The sequence below is a fragment of the Sphingobacterium thalpophilum genome, from assembly GCF_038396785.1.
Classification (GTDB): domain Bacteria; phylum Bacteroidota; class Bacteroidia; order Sphingobacteriales; family Sphingobacteriaceae; genus Sphingobacterium; species Sphingobacterium thalpophilum_A.
Window position 1 is genome coordinate 3174971 of the sequence record NZ_CP151087.1, and the last position, 16261, is coordinate 3191231.

Here is a 16261-nt window from a genome sequence, read left to right on the forward strand (position 1 = left end):
TGCAATCCATATTTTACTGATTAGTAATGTCTAAAAACACAAATAATACAAATCAAGGTTTCAAACCTTCAAAAGGATCTTTTTTTCAAGATAACCAAAAAAGTGTCGTGTTCATTTTAGGTGGTATCGTTGTATTGATCTTACTTTATTTTGGATATCAAAAGCTTTATCTAGATCCAAGAGCAGAAGAAGCTTCGAACCGTATGTACAAAGCAGAACAGCTGGCCACAATTGATTCTTTACAAAATAAAGCAATCACGGGCGACGGTGCTTTTCTTGGATTTAAACAAATTGCGGATGAATATTCCAATACAAAATCGGCAAATATTGCAAACGCCTATTTAGGCGGTTTATATTTACGTCAAGGTAAATTCGAAGATGCTGTGAAAGCGCTTGAAAAATATGCTCCAACAGGAAGCCAAATTCTAGACCCACTCGTAATTGGTTTAACAGGTGATGCTTTTTCAGAGCTAAAAGACTACAAAAAAGCCGCTGATTATTACAAGCAAGCTTCTGAAAAATCAAGCAACTCGTATACAACTCCGCTCTTTTTGAAAAAACTAGGGCTTGTATATGAAGCACAAAATGACTATAAAAGTGCAGAGACTGCTTACAAGAAGATTAAAACAGATTTTCCAGAGAGCCAAGAAGCTTCAACAATTGATGGTTTATTGGGGCGTGTACAAGCACATTTATAAGAGAATAATTATAAAAATATAATAAAAAGAGGCTATTTGATAGCCTCTTTTTTTGTGACCATCTAAAATCACTATCTTTGTTACTATTATGGCAAGTAGCATTAAAAATTTATCCGACTTTTCGCACATCCAGGTTGCGGATGCAAGTCCATTCAAATTTGCAATCGTTGTTGCACAATGGAATGCAGAAATTACAGGTGCATTATTGAATGGTGCAATAAAGGGCTTGGAAGAGCATGGCGCTAAGGAAAACAATATCCAAGTCATAGAGGTTCCTGGAAGTTTCGAGTTAATTTCAGGAGCAGACCTCGCATTCAGAAATCAGGGTTTTGACGCTGTTATCTGTTTAGGTTGCGTCATTCAGGGTGAGACCAGACACTTCGATTTTATCTGCGATGCAGTTGCAAATGGCATTGCCAATGTAGGGCTCAAATATAATAAACCAGCTGTTTTTGGCGTATTAACAACTGACAACCTTCAGCAAGCATTGGATCGTGCCGGAGGGAAACATGGTAATAAAGGTGAAGAAGCTGCTATTACAGCAATACAAATGGCTCATATTGCCAAAAAATTCTAGTTTGGTATTAATTTTGCCTACCATTCAATGATGAAAAGTATTACTGAGCACGACTTATTACTCAGGTACTTATATTTTAAACAAATCGATTAATAAAATATTCAGTTATCTTATTAATCGATTTTTATTTTTTCACTAGAATAAACTGTTATTGAATTGTCTTGATTGTAGTGTAAATCGGTTATACAACAGTCGGTAGTTTTATAGACAATGACGCAATGATGAAGTTTCATGGGATCAATTTTGATACGAATTACTTGATGATTGTTTCTTTAAAAAATAGGATTATGAAAACATTATCGAATGTACTCTTGGTCGTTATACTGACGTTATTTTGTCAGTTGGATCTAGTGGCACAAGACGATAGTCTAAACAAGCAGATTTGGCAAAGTATCGGTGGCCAGGAAAAATGGGATTCTTTGCAGTTTTTGGCTTTCTCAGCAAAGGGAAATACCATCTCAGACCAGTTGTCAAACGACGAACGAAAGTTCCTGTTCAATAGAACAACTGGAGCATGTCGATTTGATGGCTATAAGGGAACGGATCAGGTGACCTACCTGTTTAATTTTAAAAACCCAGGGTCAGACAAACTCTTTATTGGAGGGAATTTATCTACAGATGGGCCAGAGCTCAAGAAATCAATTAAAAATCAGCTATTTTCGGATCTCAATCTACTACTTTTGCCTACTTTGATCGGACAGAAGAATGTGCAGCTGAAAAGCCAGAAGGAAAGTTTCAGTGCTGGACAGAAATTAACGATAGCAAATATCAGCTCGTCAGGCCCTATCTTTGGTTCAAAGATTGATGGTTTGCTTTATATTGATCAAAATACTGGTGAGATTGTGCGTTACGAATACACAGATAAAGGCGAAAAAAACACTTATGAAGTGAGCAAATATAAGGAGATTGGCGACGGGATACGTTTACCCAGTTTCTTCAATTCCACAAGCAATGACCAAAAGAGTTGTATATTCTCCTCTATTTCATCTTTTGTACAGGTAGAACAGAAAAAATTTACAGAACTATAATATGATTAATTGGATAGAATTAAATACAGAAGAACAGCTACAGAATCTTTATCAATCCGATAAAGTTGTAGCCATCTTTAAACATAGCACGACTTGTGGTATTAGCAATATGGCTAAGCGTAGTCTTGAGCGTATGTCTGCTACTTCAGACCATGATTATGCGATTTATCTTTTAGACCTTTTGCGTTACCGCCCACTATCGAATGAGATTGCCCAACGTTGGAATGTAACACATCAATCCCCTCAGATACTGATTGTTGAAGGAAAAGACAGTTTATATGACGCTTCACATGGTGATATCCAATTTGATGAGATAGAACAATACCTAACAGCAATTTGACATAATAGGCCATAACTGCTGTTCAATAAAAATAGTTAGCATAAAATATCCCAAGCGATCTTCAACATGTATTGTATTGATCACTTGGGATATTTTATGAAGCTGAAAACAGCTGAATTGGCTATTTATAAATTTCCACTGTTATTTTACCGTCTTTAGTCACCGTACCCCGATACATGCCGGCGGTATTAAAAGGCATAGCAACATGTCCATTTTTATCCAATGCGATCATGCCGCCATTACCGCCCATTTCACCAATCCGGTCGATTACTTGCCTGCTCGCTTGATCAACACGTTCCCCTTTATATTCCATTAAAGCGGACACCGAATATGCGGCCACGGTGCGAATATAATATTCACCCCATCCAGTACAGGAAACAGCACAGGTATTATTGTTCGCATACGTTCCAGCTCCGATAATTGGCGAATCTCCGACCCGCCCAAACTTCTTGTTTGTCATCCCTCCTGTAGATGTACCCGCTGCCAAGTTACCTGCTTTATCCAAAGCAACACATCCTACTGTACCGAATTTAGCATCTTTATTGATGACACCTAAACGTGAGCTTTGTTTTTGATCGTGATCTAGTTGTGTTCGTGTACTGTCATCCTTGCTCACTTTCTGCAAAGCTTCCCAACGTGCTTCCGTCCAAAAATAAGAAGGATCTAGGATCGTCAATCCCACTTGCTTCGCAAACTCTTCGGCACCTTTACCCACCATCATAACATGCTCAGATTTTTCCATCACCGCCTTGGCTGCCGAGATTGGATTTTTGATCGTCGTCACTCCTGCAACGGCGCCTGCGGCTAAGGATTTACCATCCATGATGGAAGCATCCAGTTCGTTGCGTCCGTCATGTGTAAAAACCGCTCCTTTCCCTGCATTAAACAAGGGTGAGTCTTCCATAACATGGATAGCAGATTCGACGGCTTCCAAGCTGGATTTACCTTCTTGCAACTTTTGATAGCCCATACGAAGCGCTTGCTCCAAGACGATCCTATAAGCTTGCTCCATCGAATCTGTCATATTCTTTTTCAAGATCGTCCCCGCTCCACCATGGATCGCCAAAACAAATTTTTCCTCCGTCATGGCCACAGGTTTTTTATACGATTTACAGGAAATTGCCAACAGGCTTCCCACAATTATCATGGCGCATATCTTGAGGTTATTCATCTTCCTTCTCCCACCATTCTGAAGATTGTAAATCATCTATCTCACGACGGTCTTTTTTCGTAGGGCGCCCTGTACCGCGGTCGCGTTTTAGGACAGGAGCATGAAATACGGATTTAAACCCTACAGTTTCTTCAACAGGTGTTTGATCCTCGTAGAATTGAACAGCAGTCTTGGCGTCAACACGACGTTCCAAAAGACCTGTCACCATCACCACTTTTTTCTCAATTCCCTTTTGGACATGGTATACATCTCCGATCTTAACTTCATAAGAGGGTTTTATATTTTGGCCTTTTAGTTTCACCCGACCTGCCTTACAGGCCTCTGTTGCCAAAGTTCTTGTCTTAAATAAGCGAATTGACCACAAATATTTATCAATTCTCAATTTTTCTGATGTTCCAGCCATAATACAAAAATAATTATATTTTTAGAACCATTATAACCAAAAGCAATTATGGAAAATTCCTATTAAACTGAGTACAATTATTAAAACGTCTTTCATCCGTTCGCCGGAAGAGTCTAATAGCTAATTGCGGACAAGTTGTCATCAAATCCATACCAACTCCTGACTGCAAGCGGGTTGTTAAAACAATGTCTGTAGCATGAGTGCACCTTAAAAAGGTGGACTCAACGTGGACTCACTGTGCACACACTGTGGTTGGAGTCAGAAGTTGATCATAATTTGGTAGGCTGTTATTATCAGGAAAGTCTATTGCAAGGAACAATGGATAAAGTTGTTTTTAAGTCCAACTTTATCTAAGTTTGTACATCAAAATAAACTAATTCAAATAAGAAAATAAATAATATGGTAGAGCCACTTAAAAAACTGATTGAGGAAGCTTGGGAAGATAGGCAATTATTAGAATATAAAGAATATACAGAAGCCATCCGCGCTGTTATCATGAAATTAGATAGCGGTGAAATCCGCGTCGCTGAAATGATCGGTACAAGATGGCACGTCAATGACTGGATTAAGAAAGCTGTTATTTTATATTTTCCAATCAATGATATGCGCGAAATGACTGCAGGTCCTTTTGTGTTTCATGATAAAATGAAATTAAAGACAGACTACAAGCACACTGGAGTACGTGTTGTACCAGGGGCTTCTGCTCGTTTAGGTGCATATTTGGCTAAAGGAGTGATTATGATGCCTTCTTACGTTAATATCGGTGCTTATGTAGACGAAGGTACCATGGTGGATACCTGGGCAACTGTTGGCTCTTGTGCGCAAATTGGGAAACATGTACACTTAAGTGGCGGCGTCGGAATTGGAGGTGTATTGGAGCCGGTACAAGCAGCCCCGGTTATTATTGAGGACAATGTTTTTATCGGTTCAAGAGCGATCGTAGTAGAAGGCATTCGTGTAGAAAAAGAGGCTGTATTAGGTGCTAATGTGGTATTGACAGCGTCAACAAAAATTATCGACGTTACGGGACCTCAACCAGTAGAATATAAAGGTTATGTACCTGCCCGCTCTGTTGTTATCCCGGGTTCTTACACCAAAAAATTTGCGGCAGGGGAATATCAAGTTCCTTGCGCTTTGATCATTGGTCAACGTAAAGAGTCTACAGACAAAAAGACTTCATTAAATGATGCACTACGTGATCATAATGTAGCTGTATAAAGTTAAAACTAGTATAAAGATAAGATGAGTGCATTCGTAGATCGTGAGGATTTGAATAAGGCCTTGGAGACGTTAAAAAACGGCGGATTAATTCTATACCCCACCGACACCATTTGGGGGATCGGTTGTGATGCCACCAATCCTGATGCCGTGGAGAAAGTTTTCCAGCTGAAAGGAAGAGATAAATCCAAAAGTCTGATCGTCCTTTTACACAACGACAATCAATTGGCGAGTTATGTAAATGAAATCCCGGATGTGGCTTATCAACTTATTGAATACACCGAAAAACCCTTGACAATTGTCTATTCGAATGCCAAAAATCTTGCGCCCAATGCGATTGCTGAGGACGGTTCAATTGGCATTCGAATTGTCAAGCACCCTTTTTGTGAACAACTTTTACAACGGTTTCGCAAACCGATAATTTCAACTTCAGCAAATATCAGTGGTGAACCAACGGCGAAAGATTTTGATGAAATATCTGATGCCATCAAAGATGGGGTAGACTATATTGTCGCCTATGACAGAGACGTAACAACAGATGGAAAATCATCTACTGTCATGAAGCTGGACCCAAGTGGTAAATTTGAATTTATTAGAAAATAGCATGAAAAAGATCGTTTTATTTTTTGCATTAGCATTTGCTGTTACCAATTTATCTTTTGCGCAGCAAAAGGATATTCCCGCCGCCAAACCAGGCGTAAAATATGGCAAAGAAATCTCTGCGACCAATGCGATTTCAGTAGCAAAGCTTGAAAAAGAACTTACGCAAAAGAACGCATTCAACGGAAAGGTAGCCGGTAAGGTCGTTGAGGTATGTAAGAAAAAAGGCTATTTCATGACGTTGCAACGGGAAGGTGAAGAGCCTATTACCGTTCGTTTTAAGGACTATGGTTTCTTCATGCCAGCAGACATTGTCGGTAAAACGGTTGTTGTCGAGGGTATTGCGAAGAAAAAAGAAGTTTCTGTAGCGTCGTTACAACATGCGGCAAAGGATCTGGGTAAATCACAGGCTGAAATAGATCAGATTACTCAACCTAAAAAAGATATTAGCATTATTGCCGACGGCGTTTTGGTTGTCAAATAAGCCCTTCTCACCAAGCCTAGCATTGTTCTGATGAAAATATTCCAGCCTTCACCCTGTCATTCCATACTGGTCGATGGTACCTTAATGGCTTTCGAAAAGCCCATTATTATGGGGATACTCAATGTGACTCCAGATTCATTTTATGATGGTGGCGACAATACAACCGTCGAACTTGCGGTAGAGAAAGCAAAGAAGCTATTGCTTGAAGGTGCTCAAATTCTTGATATTGGCGCCTATTCCTCACGTCCAGGTGCTCCATTGATCTCATCACAGGAGGAAATGGATCGAGCTCTTCCCGCTATCCGAGCTATTAAAGCAGCGTTTCCTGATGCTATTTTGTCGATCGATACGTTTAGAGCTGATGTTGCTGCTGCTGCCATCGATGCGGGAGTGCACATCATAAATGATGTGTCGGGAGGTACGCTCGACGATAACATGTTCGCCACGGTAGCAAAATATCAAGTTCCGTATATTCTCATGCATATGCGCGGTATTCCCGAAAATATGCAGGAAAAAACCGATTACAACGATATTGTAACTGACGTCGCCACCTTTTTAGGTGACCGCATTGCAACGCTAAGAAGTATGGGGGTGAAAGACATTATTCTTGATCCGGGATTTGGTTTTGCAAAGACAGTGGAACAAAACTATGAGTTACTCTATCGTGTCAATGAACTTCATTACTTTGAATTACCAATTTTGGGCGGAATATCCCGTAAATCCATGATTTATAAAAAAATCGGAATCACTGCCCAGGAAGCTTTAAACGGCACCACTGCTTTAAATACGCTACTTCTCGAAAGAGGTGTACAAATTCTCCGCGTACATGATGTAAAGGAAGCGAAGCAATTGGTTGATCTCTTCTATTCGTAAATCAGCATTATTTGCCTACAAATTTCGGATCACTTAATGTTTTAATAAAAGCGATGATCGCTTCCTTTTCTTCTTCTGTCATAGGAATTCTTTTTCCATTTTCTTTAAGAATCGGATCAAGGTTAGCTGCATCCAAAACACCTTTGTCAAAATAATCCAGGACAGATTTTAACGTTGGGAACTGCCCAAAACTTCCATAAGGCGCTGTATATTCCGCATTTCTTAAAGAAGGTACCCGAAAAGCCATATAGTCCATTTCAATACCTGTGATACGTGCTCGCCCGGCCTCGTCTGGATGTTTATTTAAAGGAAACCCTACATTTCTAAAACTCTGATCGGTAAATAATTCTGTTGCATGGCAGCTTTCACATTTCAACTTAAACAGCTGATATCCCCGTTCTTCATCGATCGTGAATTGCTCCCCTTCACCTCGTTTTACCTGATCATATTTACTGTCGGCCGAAATTAAGGTATACTCATATTGCGCAATACTTTTATAAATTCGTTCAGGTGTAATATTCTCGTCGCCAAAAGCCTTCTTGAACAATACTTTGTAGTCAAAATCCCCATTAATTTTACCGATAACCTCCAGAATAGAAGAGTTCATCTCCTCATGCGTGATAATTGGCACTAAAGGTTGCTTTTCCAGTTCAAGTATATTGCCATCCCAATTATAAAATTTCATAAAAGCCAAATTCTGCAAAGGTGGCGTGTTCCGAAATCCGATGCGATCATCTATACCCACTGCCTGCATTTTTCCATCGGAAAAAGCCAATGAGGGATTATGGCAACTGGCACATGATATCGTATTATTTCCACTGAATCTTTTCTCATGAAATAGTTTTTCACCCAATTCAACACCAAAATTTGTTGGCTTATTGCTATTAAATGCATTATTCAGACTCGGAAAATCCGTAGGAATACTGAACGTGACTGTGGGGTTGTCTTCCTGCGTAGATTCAACGATATCATCCCTACTACAGGATAAAGCAATTACTATAACTGTCAGGATTAAGATGACTTTTTTCATCCTTTTATTTTTATCAATGGCTGATGAATATTCAAAATGCATTCGAAAGTGATGATACAATCAGACTGCGTTCTTTTGTTTATGCATAACGTATTTTCAGCAAATGGCTACAATCCCATTCAAGATCATAGCCATTTACGTAATATTTAATTAGAAACGCTCTCAACAGTGAACATTCCAGCTGTATCACTGCTACCGTTACCGCCAAGATTATCAACAAATTTGACCATTTCGACTGCCGAATGAATACTAGGCACAGCATTGTTGGCACCCAGTGTGATGGTATTCGTTTTTCCGCTTAAGAGCTTATCGAAATCCGCCCTGATATTGATCTGTGGTACACTTTTTCCAACAGTAACTAAGGAAGGTAAATTCAACGTAATATCCCGATAAGCATCGACCCCCTGTTTATAAGTGGATTCATCACCATTTGTTCCGTTGATCGTACTTCCAGTGTGAATAGATAACTCTTTATGATCTGCATCATAAAAGCCTTCCAATTTCGTAAATCGGTAACCTGTCCCCCATTCCCAATGCATTTTAGTATCGTTGGCCCCAGCTGTTGCATAAAACACTGGGAATCTTAACTGATCCAATGTATTTATTTCCTGTTTTACCCCCAAGCCGAATTTGATCTGTTTATACTCGCCAACAGGTATATTACTCAGTACATAATTTAAAGTTGCCGCTTTCGCCTGATCAATTACTGTAGCCCCTTTATCCAGATCATTTACATTATAAGGGATTTCAGATCCATCGGCTTTAATCAGTCTGATATTGCTAATTACATACTTCAGCTCAGAAAACTGATGCAGTTGCCCACTGGCTGATGTATTTGTTGAGGCAGCTGGTGAATCTGCACTACCCAGCACAATTGTTGTATTTTTAAATGTATTGTTGAAATGTAAGTTAACACTGTTGGCGACATCTTCACTTTTGCTACAAGAAACCATAACCAAAGAAATCATCAGGAGCTTAATTGCATTGTTTATCATTTTATTCTAAGTTTTAAGGTATTTAAAAATTGATTTTTAAGGATGTAAAAATATTCCTACCCATGCGTGGTATATTTCCCCAATCTGCATAGGTACTATAGTATTCATTGAAGAGGTTCTCCGCACCAACCTGAAACATTGCATTCAATTTTCCAATAGTGAAGTTATAGTCTGCCGAAACATTCCATATCTTATAGGATGCAGTTTGGTCCTCTCCGTATTCAGGGCTAAAATTGACCTGGCTAAAGTCCCCGTTCATTGAAGTTTGCACACCGATCATTTTGTATCGGTAATGCAGTGATGTTTGATAACTTAAGGGACGTATAAAAGGCAGGTTTCCGCCCATATTGTCTTGCCCTCTGGCATAGGTAAGTACGACTTTCCAATCTAGACCTGGCAAAACTTGATATTGCGCATTGAGTGCCAGATTAAACAGAGTCGCATGATCTAAAGAGGTATAGCCTTTCACGCCTACCGATTGATAGTTCATCGGGCTACCCAAACTCAAAATCCGGCCAATAATGTAGTCTTGGATAAAGAAATAATTGGCCTTGGCCCCAATGCTTAACTTTTCGGTCTTAAATCCGGCACTGGCATTGGCTTCATAAGAGACTTCATTTTTTAAATCCGGATTTCCGATATAGTCATACCGATCGAAACTGTTATAAATGTAATAACCATACGCTTCCGAAACAGAAGGAGCACGATGCCCAAACCCTGTTCCTAGGGAAAAGTCAAACTGACCAATATTTAACTGATAGCTAGCATGTAGGCTCGGCAGAATTCTATTTTTCTTCTGAGGAGAACCAGGATGGAAAATCCAGTTGAATTCAACGTATTTCGAATAGTTATAGTTCAAACCCAAAGAACCTCCAAAGACAAGTCTACTGATATCAGAAAGATCCAACGCGTTATTCATGGCTACACTCGCAAAACGGGTGGTCACCCATGGCCAGCTATAGGCAAACATAGTCTGTTTGGATCGATCCTGCGGGTACATGCGCATCTCAGCTATCGATAGATTATCATAAGCATTTACCTGTATTTCCGAAGAATAGCGGTCTTTCTGCAGATTAATTTTAGATAAAAGACCGTAGGTCGTACTCCAGCCTGGCATATCCATATGGACCAAATTTTCCGGACGGGTCGTATCATCCATATAGTGCTCAACTGCATTAAAATAAACTTTGGTGTCCCATACCTTTACCAAACCCTCTTCAAACAACTGTTTGTATGCCGCGGAAGTGATAATCGCTCTGGATAAGGATAAGTCCATTGGCAAAGCAGGAAATCCCACATTTTTTGCACGATCAAAAATAGCATCTACCCGAACAGCAGAAAGCGGACTTGTTTTATAGGCCAAGCCCAACGACGCATTGAATTTATTATATTGCGAATGCCGTACTTCATCGTCATTTCCATCATAATAATTTCCCGCCTTCCGGAAGGCAATACTTCCATCTGCCACAAATTTGTCACTTGAGTAATATAAATTCCCAAGATTGAAAGTCTGCTTATTATTGAATTCAAAACCTGTCTGATAGGCTCCGCCAATTTTTTTCTGCAGACCAAACGCGGTATTCCTTCTTTTTAGATCTATACTGCCAGCGACCGTAGCACCATGCAGATTACCTTCCTGCCCAGATTTAATATCTATTGCAGCAAGGTTATTACTTTCTACATACGAGGTTATCGGGTCCATTTTATCCGTACATGCTCCAAAGACATGCATCCCATCGATCGTAATTGTCGAACGCTCACTACTCATATTATTGAGCAGGGGTTCCCAAGCATAGGCACCGCGTTTTATGAAGCTGATATTACTTGCAGAAGCCAAATATTCATCCACAGAAACTGTCATCTTCAGATCGTTTTCAATCCTCTTTTTGGCAGCTGCATTGACTGTAACCTCGGCTAGACGCCTCGTTGTATCACGGGTAATAGGATTGTTTTGTCCGTGTACGTTCCATCCCAAAGACAACATAAAGAGAATAATACTTATCTTCCTCATAGCCTCTAGAATAGGATATCAATGTATAACTCACTTTTACGACCTTCTACCCCCGGTGTAAAGTCCTTGGGCACTTCTGTCCCTGCTATTACCCTTCCATTTTGGTTGACCAAAATAAAATTCAATGTCCAGTTACCTGTCATGGTGTAATTCACAACGCCATGGTACAATCCGTCGGCCTGTTGTACCAAGTCCTTATTATTGGGCGATGAATGGTTGCCCATCGAAGGTTCAGGCATACGCGGATCCAATTGTAAGGTATATCCATTGACTGTCGTATAAGACAATTGTGCATCGTCCAACTTATAAATCCCGGCGACCAGTTTATTTTCAGCAACAGTTGGTTTCCAAGGAGCAATCAAGGCGATTAAATACTGTTCGCCATCTTTCCCGGTGAAAGTGGCTATGTTACGGTTTTTATTTACCTGCGGCTTCACAGTTACATGCTGTGTAGCGGTGAAGGTCTGTCCGCCAATTGTAAAATCGATTTCCAAACTCCAGTTTGCTGCCGCAGAGCTTTCATCTGTAAACACACTGTAACCCGAAAAGTGGCGACCATCCAACGTGTAGTCCATTTCGGACTGGTGCGGACAACCAATTTTCATTCCTTCCAAATTGGTTTGAACTGGCAGCAATTTGACTGAGGAAACCGCTACGGGTTCGTTATTTTGCTGCTTATTGATTATCACGCGGATATCATTATAACCGCGATACAATACCCCACCTAAGGCCTCAACACGAATACTATAGCCTGACAAAACAAGGCTTGTAACCGCTTTAAACTCTGTATTCTCTGCCACAGTATTTCCCCGCTCTGCCTCATAGTCTGTTTTCTCCTTTGTACAAGCAATTAGGAGAAAGGATATAATCGCGCTATAAAAAACCACTTTTTTTATAAATAAATCTCTCATCTATAATTTTCATTTGTTAGGAAGCTATCCGATTTATTGCGTGAGCTCAGGAACTCACGCAATAAATCAAAATGATATCCTATTGTGACGAACGGATATATTTCATCGTATAGATGCGCTCCATTCAACTTCTAGCGAAATGAAACCATCATACTGATCTTAAACAGTATTAGCTATTATCAATATTCAAATGATTCGGATCCACACCGCGATGTAGCCCAAATAATTAGGAAGGTTTCATTGAAATAAATCGTTATTGAATAAATAGCTTAACCGAAAGATCGATTTTATGGACAAAGCATCACTAAAAGCAGTTTCACAGCGCAATTATAACGCGAAGGAAATCTTAGCATACCTTATAATCCATCTTAAGTGATCGACTACTTAATCAAATAAATTATTAACTGGATTTAAACCAAAGGGGGGTGAAATATTGTAAAAATGGGATTATAGGAATAATCTTCTTTATATACTGGAAGCAGGCGCTCCACAGTGTCTTCATAAAGAGCCGTGTTTTTAAAAGTAAAATCTTGTGTATTATTTATAAAAACAACATCAATAATACGTAATTCAAGATTTTTTTGTTCCTTTTCCTCATGCTCGCGCATTTTCTTCATCAAAATACACTGGCCTCGACAGGCAAGCGCATTATCGTTAAAACGATTGATACATTCGTAACGTGCGATATAATCTCGATTCAACTCGAAGACGGTCCATAGCCATACCGTTGAGAAGCTCTGCAGGAGCATCAAGGGTAATAGAATCCATATAAACAGTCTAATTTTCATTCGAATATTTTATCCTCAATAGCAGCTTACCTCGTTAAGATTACTTCTTGATCTTGTAAACTTACCAAATCGAGCTCATGCTAATTCGTTTTGAGTTTGGGCAAATATAACAAATGAATCTTGGAATAAACAAATGCTATTTAAAAGAAAAAGTCCTAGGCAGACTACTACCTAGGACTTATAAAACTCAATTTTAATTATTTTGACGCAACCGTCAAAACCGCTTTCTTATTGCCGGCAGTTAAATCCAATGTAAAAACATAGGTTTTACCTGCCTCTAAAACTTTGCCGGTTTTGATACCCAGATTGCCTGAATCACGACCATTATTGCCATCACCCACAAAGACGATATCACTTGAGGTTGTCACATCTGTACCACCAAATTCACCGCCCCATCCTTTTTGATGGAAAAATTTGAAGTTGATGTTATCGGATTTTATAGACTCTCCTGCCTTAACAGTTATCTGGTATTTCTTGTTACCTAGCGGCACCAGACAAAGTGCTTTATCCGTGTTCCAGCCCACCTGGTTACTGGATACTTTAGGCTTTCCAATTCCCTCACCGATAATCCAGACAGCCCCAGATCCATCATCTTGGAGTTTTGCCAAATCATTGCCTGTCATCGCCTCAACTACAAAGTATTTTAAGTTAAAGTCTGCGGTAACACGGTATTTTCCAGTTGATCCTTTAAACGATAGAGTTCCATCGGCCGCTTTGGTAAAGAAATCTGGATCGATCCACCAATCTTGCAGATCCGCAATCCCTTCAAAAGTCGTCGTTTTCCCTTGGGCCAGTTCGAGTTCAACTTTAGCATGTTTATCATCCAGTCGACTGAACTGCGATCCATTTAGCAGTACAACAATAAATGGAGATGCCTGAAATGTTAATGTATTAAATTGAATCGGGTATACACCAGAAGTCGAATTTGAAAAAGGAATTTCAGCGGTAGACCCCAAGTTAATAACATTATTGACCCAACCAAAATTCATCGCATTACCTTGTGTACCTACTTTTGGCGCTTGAATATAGCCTTTTACCTCAGCTGCAAAATTTTCTTTTGCCGCATATTGATTACGTCCTACCTTTTCCATGCGATAGGATTTGGATTCTGTGACTAAAGTTAAATATGGAAAGTCGGGTCTGCTCAGATTAATATCAAAAGATTGTTCCGTTATTTTTTGGCTAATATTCTGTAAGACAAACTTAAGGGTTGCTTTTCCATCGGGAATATCTTTCAGAAACGGAACATAAATCTTTCCAGCATAGTCTCCATTTTGTTTGGTACGGATAACGGTTTCTGTTACCTTGTCGTCTGTAAAATACAATTGTGCTTTAACAGTAGACAGCGCAACTTCACTATCCGACACATGGACCTGAAACTCGAGACTATCCCCAAAATTTGCAGCCGAGATAGGCGATTTCAATTCGATTTTAGGATCCCCTATTTGATAGGTATATTTTTCATCCTTTTTACAGGAATTAACTGCAGTAATAGCAGCAGTTCCCAATAGTATATTGATGAGATATCTTTTCATTTGTTCATAATTTATGCGCTATCAACGCGATAGCGCTTAGGGTTTATCATCCTCCAGTTAATAGGTCCAACGGTAAGAAACAACCGACTTAGCTGGCACATCATAGCTGAAATGATGTTTACCGTCTGCGACAGTGATTTTACGACTATCGCCTGATTCGTTTAACAGAACAACAGCATAGGTCCCATCTGTATTTTGAAAGGCTGTATAAACTAGCCCTTCTGCTGTATACCCAGAAGTACCAATCCTAGTAGCCCCTGATTTGACCACCGAGGAAAGATGACCAACAATATAGTAGTGTGAATTACGTGTTATATTTTTATAATTTGCCTTACTAATGTCCACGGCGCCATAACATGTCTGGCAGCCACCTTCGCGATTTGGCCCTTTGTCAGTATCAAGCATCAGGTTCCATACTATGACACCCTTACTCCAATTGTTCACTGTACCGAGAGCCACTTCACGCATATCCTCCATCAAACGTTTTTCAAGATTGCGTCCATCATTCCATTCCCCAATGGATGTTTCCGTAAATACCAATTCCTTGTCTGGGCGTTGATTATGAATATCGATAAGTTCAGCTTTATCCCCACCATAATTATGGTACGCCGCTCCGGCGAAGAATGACGCTGCTCCGGCATCGTTATAAATCTTTACTGGGTAATCAGACTGATCGGCAATATTATCATAATTATAATTATGATCAAATGCATAAATCTTTGTTGATAAGTTAGCCGCTTTTAATTGCGGGCCCAAAGCTTGTTTTACAAAAGCCTGTTGTTCCTGCCATGACATATAAAGCGAAGCGGAATTTTTTCTATTCAATGGTTCATTTTGAACAGTAATCGAATAAACATTAATGCCTTCTTTCTTCAGTGCCTGGATCCATTGAACGAAATACCAACCATAGTCCTGATAATATTTTGGATTTAACTGACCACTGGTCCATGAATCAAAGGGCTTTAAATCAGTTAGGTTGTTAACCTTCATCCATTTCGGTGGAGTCCATGGGGAGCCCATGATTTTTATGGATGGATTGATAGCAAGTATTTCTTTAAGCACCGGAATGATATATTGGGTCTCTTCAGACTGCAATCCAAAATTTTCCTTTCCTTCTTTGTCCCAACAGGTATATTCACTCAAAGAGAAGTCGGAACATCCAATAGCAATACGGATATAGTTCATTCCCATTCCATCTTTATCTGAAAAAGTCTCTGTAAGGAATTTTGTCCGATCTTCCTTACTCATTTTCATTAAATTATAACATGTTGAGCCTGTGATGGCTGCACCGAAGCCGTCCATCGTCTGGAATTTCTTAGTAGGATCTAGCGTAATTGTATTGGGCGACATATTAAATTTGGAGCTGAAATCAACAAAGCGCTTTCCAAAATCCAAAGACCGACTGCCTGTCGTCGTATAAATGGTAACATCACCACTTTTTTTAATTTCATCACCTTGCGAAGGTGTATAGCTGTCACGGTTACAAGATGTTGCCGTCACTAGACAGGACAACAAGAATGTATATATCATAGTTTTTTTATTAGTACGTTTCATCTGTTAATATATTTGTCTCCATCCATCAGATGGGGGATTCCACTT

17 protein-coding genes are annotated in these 16261 nt (G+C 39.6%); 8 read left to right on the forward strand and 9 right to left on the reverse strand.

What is annotated here, in order from left to right:
- Nucleotides 1-26 precede the first annotated feature (26 nt).
- From AACH28_RS14100 to ytxJ, 4 genes are all read left to right on the forward strand, one after another.
- Nucleotides 27-698, forward strand: a complete 672-nt coding sequence (locus AACH28_RS14100) for a tetratricopeptide repeat protein (RefSeq protein WP_341830782.1) — start codon at nucleotides 27-29, stop codon at nucleotides 696-698.
- An 88-nt stretch (nucleotides 699-786) separates the two neighbouring features.
- Nucleotides 787-1275, forward strand: a complete 489-nt coding sequence (gene ribH, locus AACH28_RS14105) for a 6,7-dimethyl-8-ribityllumazine synthase (RefSeq protein ID WP_075990779.1) — start codon at nucleotides 787-789, stop codon at nucleotides 1273-1275.
- 287 nt (nucleotides 1276-1562) lie between these two features.
- On the forward strand, nucleotides 1563-2303 hold the full coding sequence (locus AACH28_RS14110; RefSeq protein WP_201666682.1) for a hypothetical protein: 741 nt from the start codon (nucleotides 1563-1565) through the stop codon (nucleotides 2301-2303).
- Nucleotide 2304: 1 nt separating this feature from the next.
- Nucleotides 2305-2643 (forward strand): bacillithiol system redox-active protein YtxJ, encoded by a 339-nt coding sequence (gene ytxJ / locus AACH28_RS14115; RefSeq protein WP_341830783.1) that lies wholly within the window; start codon nucleotides 2305-2307, stop codon nucleotides 2641-2643.
- A 121-nt stretch (nucleotides 2644-2764) separates the two neighbouring features.
- Here ytxJ and AACH28_RS14120 read toward each other — a convergent pair whose 3' ends face one another.
- Nucleotides 2765-3850, reverse strand: a complete 1086-nt coding sequence (locus AACH28_RS14120) for an isoaspartyl peptidase/L-asparaginase (protein WP_341830784.1) — start codon at nucleotides 3848-3850, stop codon at nucleotides 2765-2767.
- Nucleotides 3807-4217 carry an RNA-binding S4 domain-containing protein gene (locus AACH28_RS14125; RefSeq protein ID WP_088159990.1) on the reverse strand — a complete coding sequence of 137 codons (411 nt, stop codon included), beginning with the start codon at nucleotides 4215-4217 and terminating at the stop codon, nucleotides 3807-3809. The genes AACH28_RS14120 and AACH28_RS14125 overlap by 44 nt, the downstream gene beginning before the upstream one ends.
- 399 nt (nucleotides 4218-4616) lie before the next feature.
- Between AACH28_RS14125 and AACH28_RS14130 the strand changes: the two genes are divergently transcribed.
- The 4 genes from AACH28_RS14130 to folP are packed head-to-tail and all read left to right on the forward strand — an operon-like array spanning nucleotide 4617 to nucleotide 7392.
- Nucleotides 4617-5435: a 2,3,4,5-tetrahydropyridine-2,6-dicarboxylate N-succinyltransferase gene (locus tag AACH28_RS14130; RefSeq protein ID WP_075990775.1), complete on the forward strand. Its 819-nt coding sequence runs from the start codon at nucleotides 4617-4619 to the stop codon at nucleotides 5433-5435.
- Nucleotides 5436-5459: 24 nt separating this feature from the next.
- On the forward strand, nucleotides 5460-6038 hold the full coding sequence (locus tag AACH28_RS14135; RefSeq protein WP_088159989.1) for an L-threonylcarbamoyladenylate synthase: 579 nt from the start codon (nucleotides 5460-5462) through the stop codon (nucleotides 6036-6038).
- Nucleotide 6039: 1 nt separating this feature from the next.
- Nucleotides 6040-6519, forward strand: a complete 480-nt coding sequence (locus AACH28_RS14140; RefSeq protein ID WP_341830785.1) for a DUF4920 domain-containing protein — start codon at nucleotides 6040-6042, stop codon at nucleotides 6517-6519.
- A 30-nt stretch (nucleotides 6520-6549) separates the two neighbouring features.
- Nucleotides 6550-7392, forward strand: a complete 843-nt coding sequence (gene folP, locus AACH28_RS14145) for a dihydropteroate synthase (protein ID WP_341830786.1) — start codon at nucleotides 6550-6552, stop codon at nucleotides 7390-7392.
- A gap of 7 nt (nucleotides 7393-7399) precedes the next feature.
- Here the strand turns inward: folP and AACH28_RS14150 are convergent, their stop codons facing one another.
- The 7 genes from AACH28_RS14150 to AACH28_RS14180 form a co-directional block, all read right to left on the reverse strand.
- Nucleotides 7400-8422 (reverse strand): cytochrome c peroxidase, encoded by a 1023-nt coding sequence (locus AACH28_RS14150; RefSeq protein ID WP_341830787.1) that lies wholly within the window; start codon nucleotides 8420-8422, stop codon nucleotides 7400-7402.
- Nucleotides 8423-8568: 146 nt separating this feature from the next.
- Nucleotides 8569-9417, reverse strand: coding sequence for an MbnP family protein (locus tag AACH28_RS14155; RefSeq protein ID WP_333886343.1), 849 nt, complete (start codon nucleotides 9415-9417; stop codon nucleotides 8569-8571).
- A 22-nt stretch (nucleotides 9418-9439) separates the two neighbouring features.
- A complete protein-coding gene (locus tag AACH28_RS14160; RefSeq protein ID WP_341830788.1) occupies nucleotides 9440-11428 on the reverse strand; it encodes a TonB-dependent receptor in 1989 nt (662 codons plus the stop codon).
- 5 nt (nucleotides 11429-11433) lie between these two features.
- A complete protein-coding gene (locus tag AACH28_RS14165) occupies nucleotides 11434-12339 on the reverse strand; it encodes a hypothetical protein (RefSeq protein WP_341830789.1) in 906 nt (301 codons plus the stop codon).
- Between the two features lie 410 nt (nucleotides 12340-12749).
- Nucleotides 12750-13127 (reverse strand): hypothetical protein, encoded by a 378-nt coding sequence (locus AACH28_RS14170; protein ID WP_075990767.1) that lies wholly within the window; start codon nucleotides 13125-13127, stop codon nucleotides 12750-12752.
- Between the two features lie 197 nt (nucleotides 13128-13324).
- Complete coding sequence (locus tag AACH28_RS14175) at nucleotides 13325-14662, reverse strand: DUF5125 domain-containing protein (protein WP_341830790.1); 1338 nt, start codon at nucleotides 14660-14662, stop codon at nucleotides 13325-13327.
- A 57-nt stretch (nucleotides 14663-14719) separates the two neighbouring features.
- The gene (locus AACH28_RS14180) at nucleotides 14720-16192 is read right to left on the reverse strand and encodes a glycoside hydrolase family 30 beta sandwich domain-containing protein (protein WP_341830791.1); all 1473 of its coding nucleotides are present in this window, start codon (nucleotides 16190-16192) and stop codon (nucleotides 14720-14722) included.
- Between the last annotated feature and the right edge of the window lie 69 nt (nucleotides 16193-16261).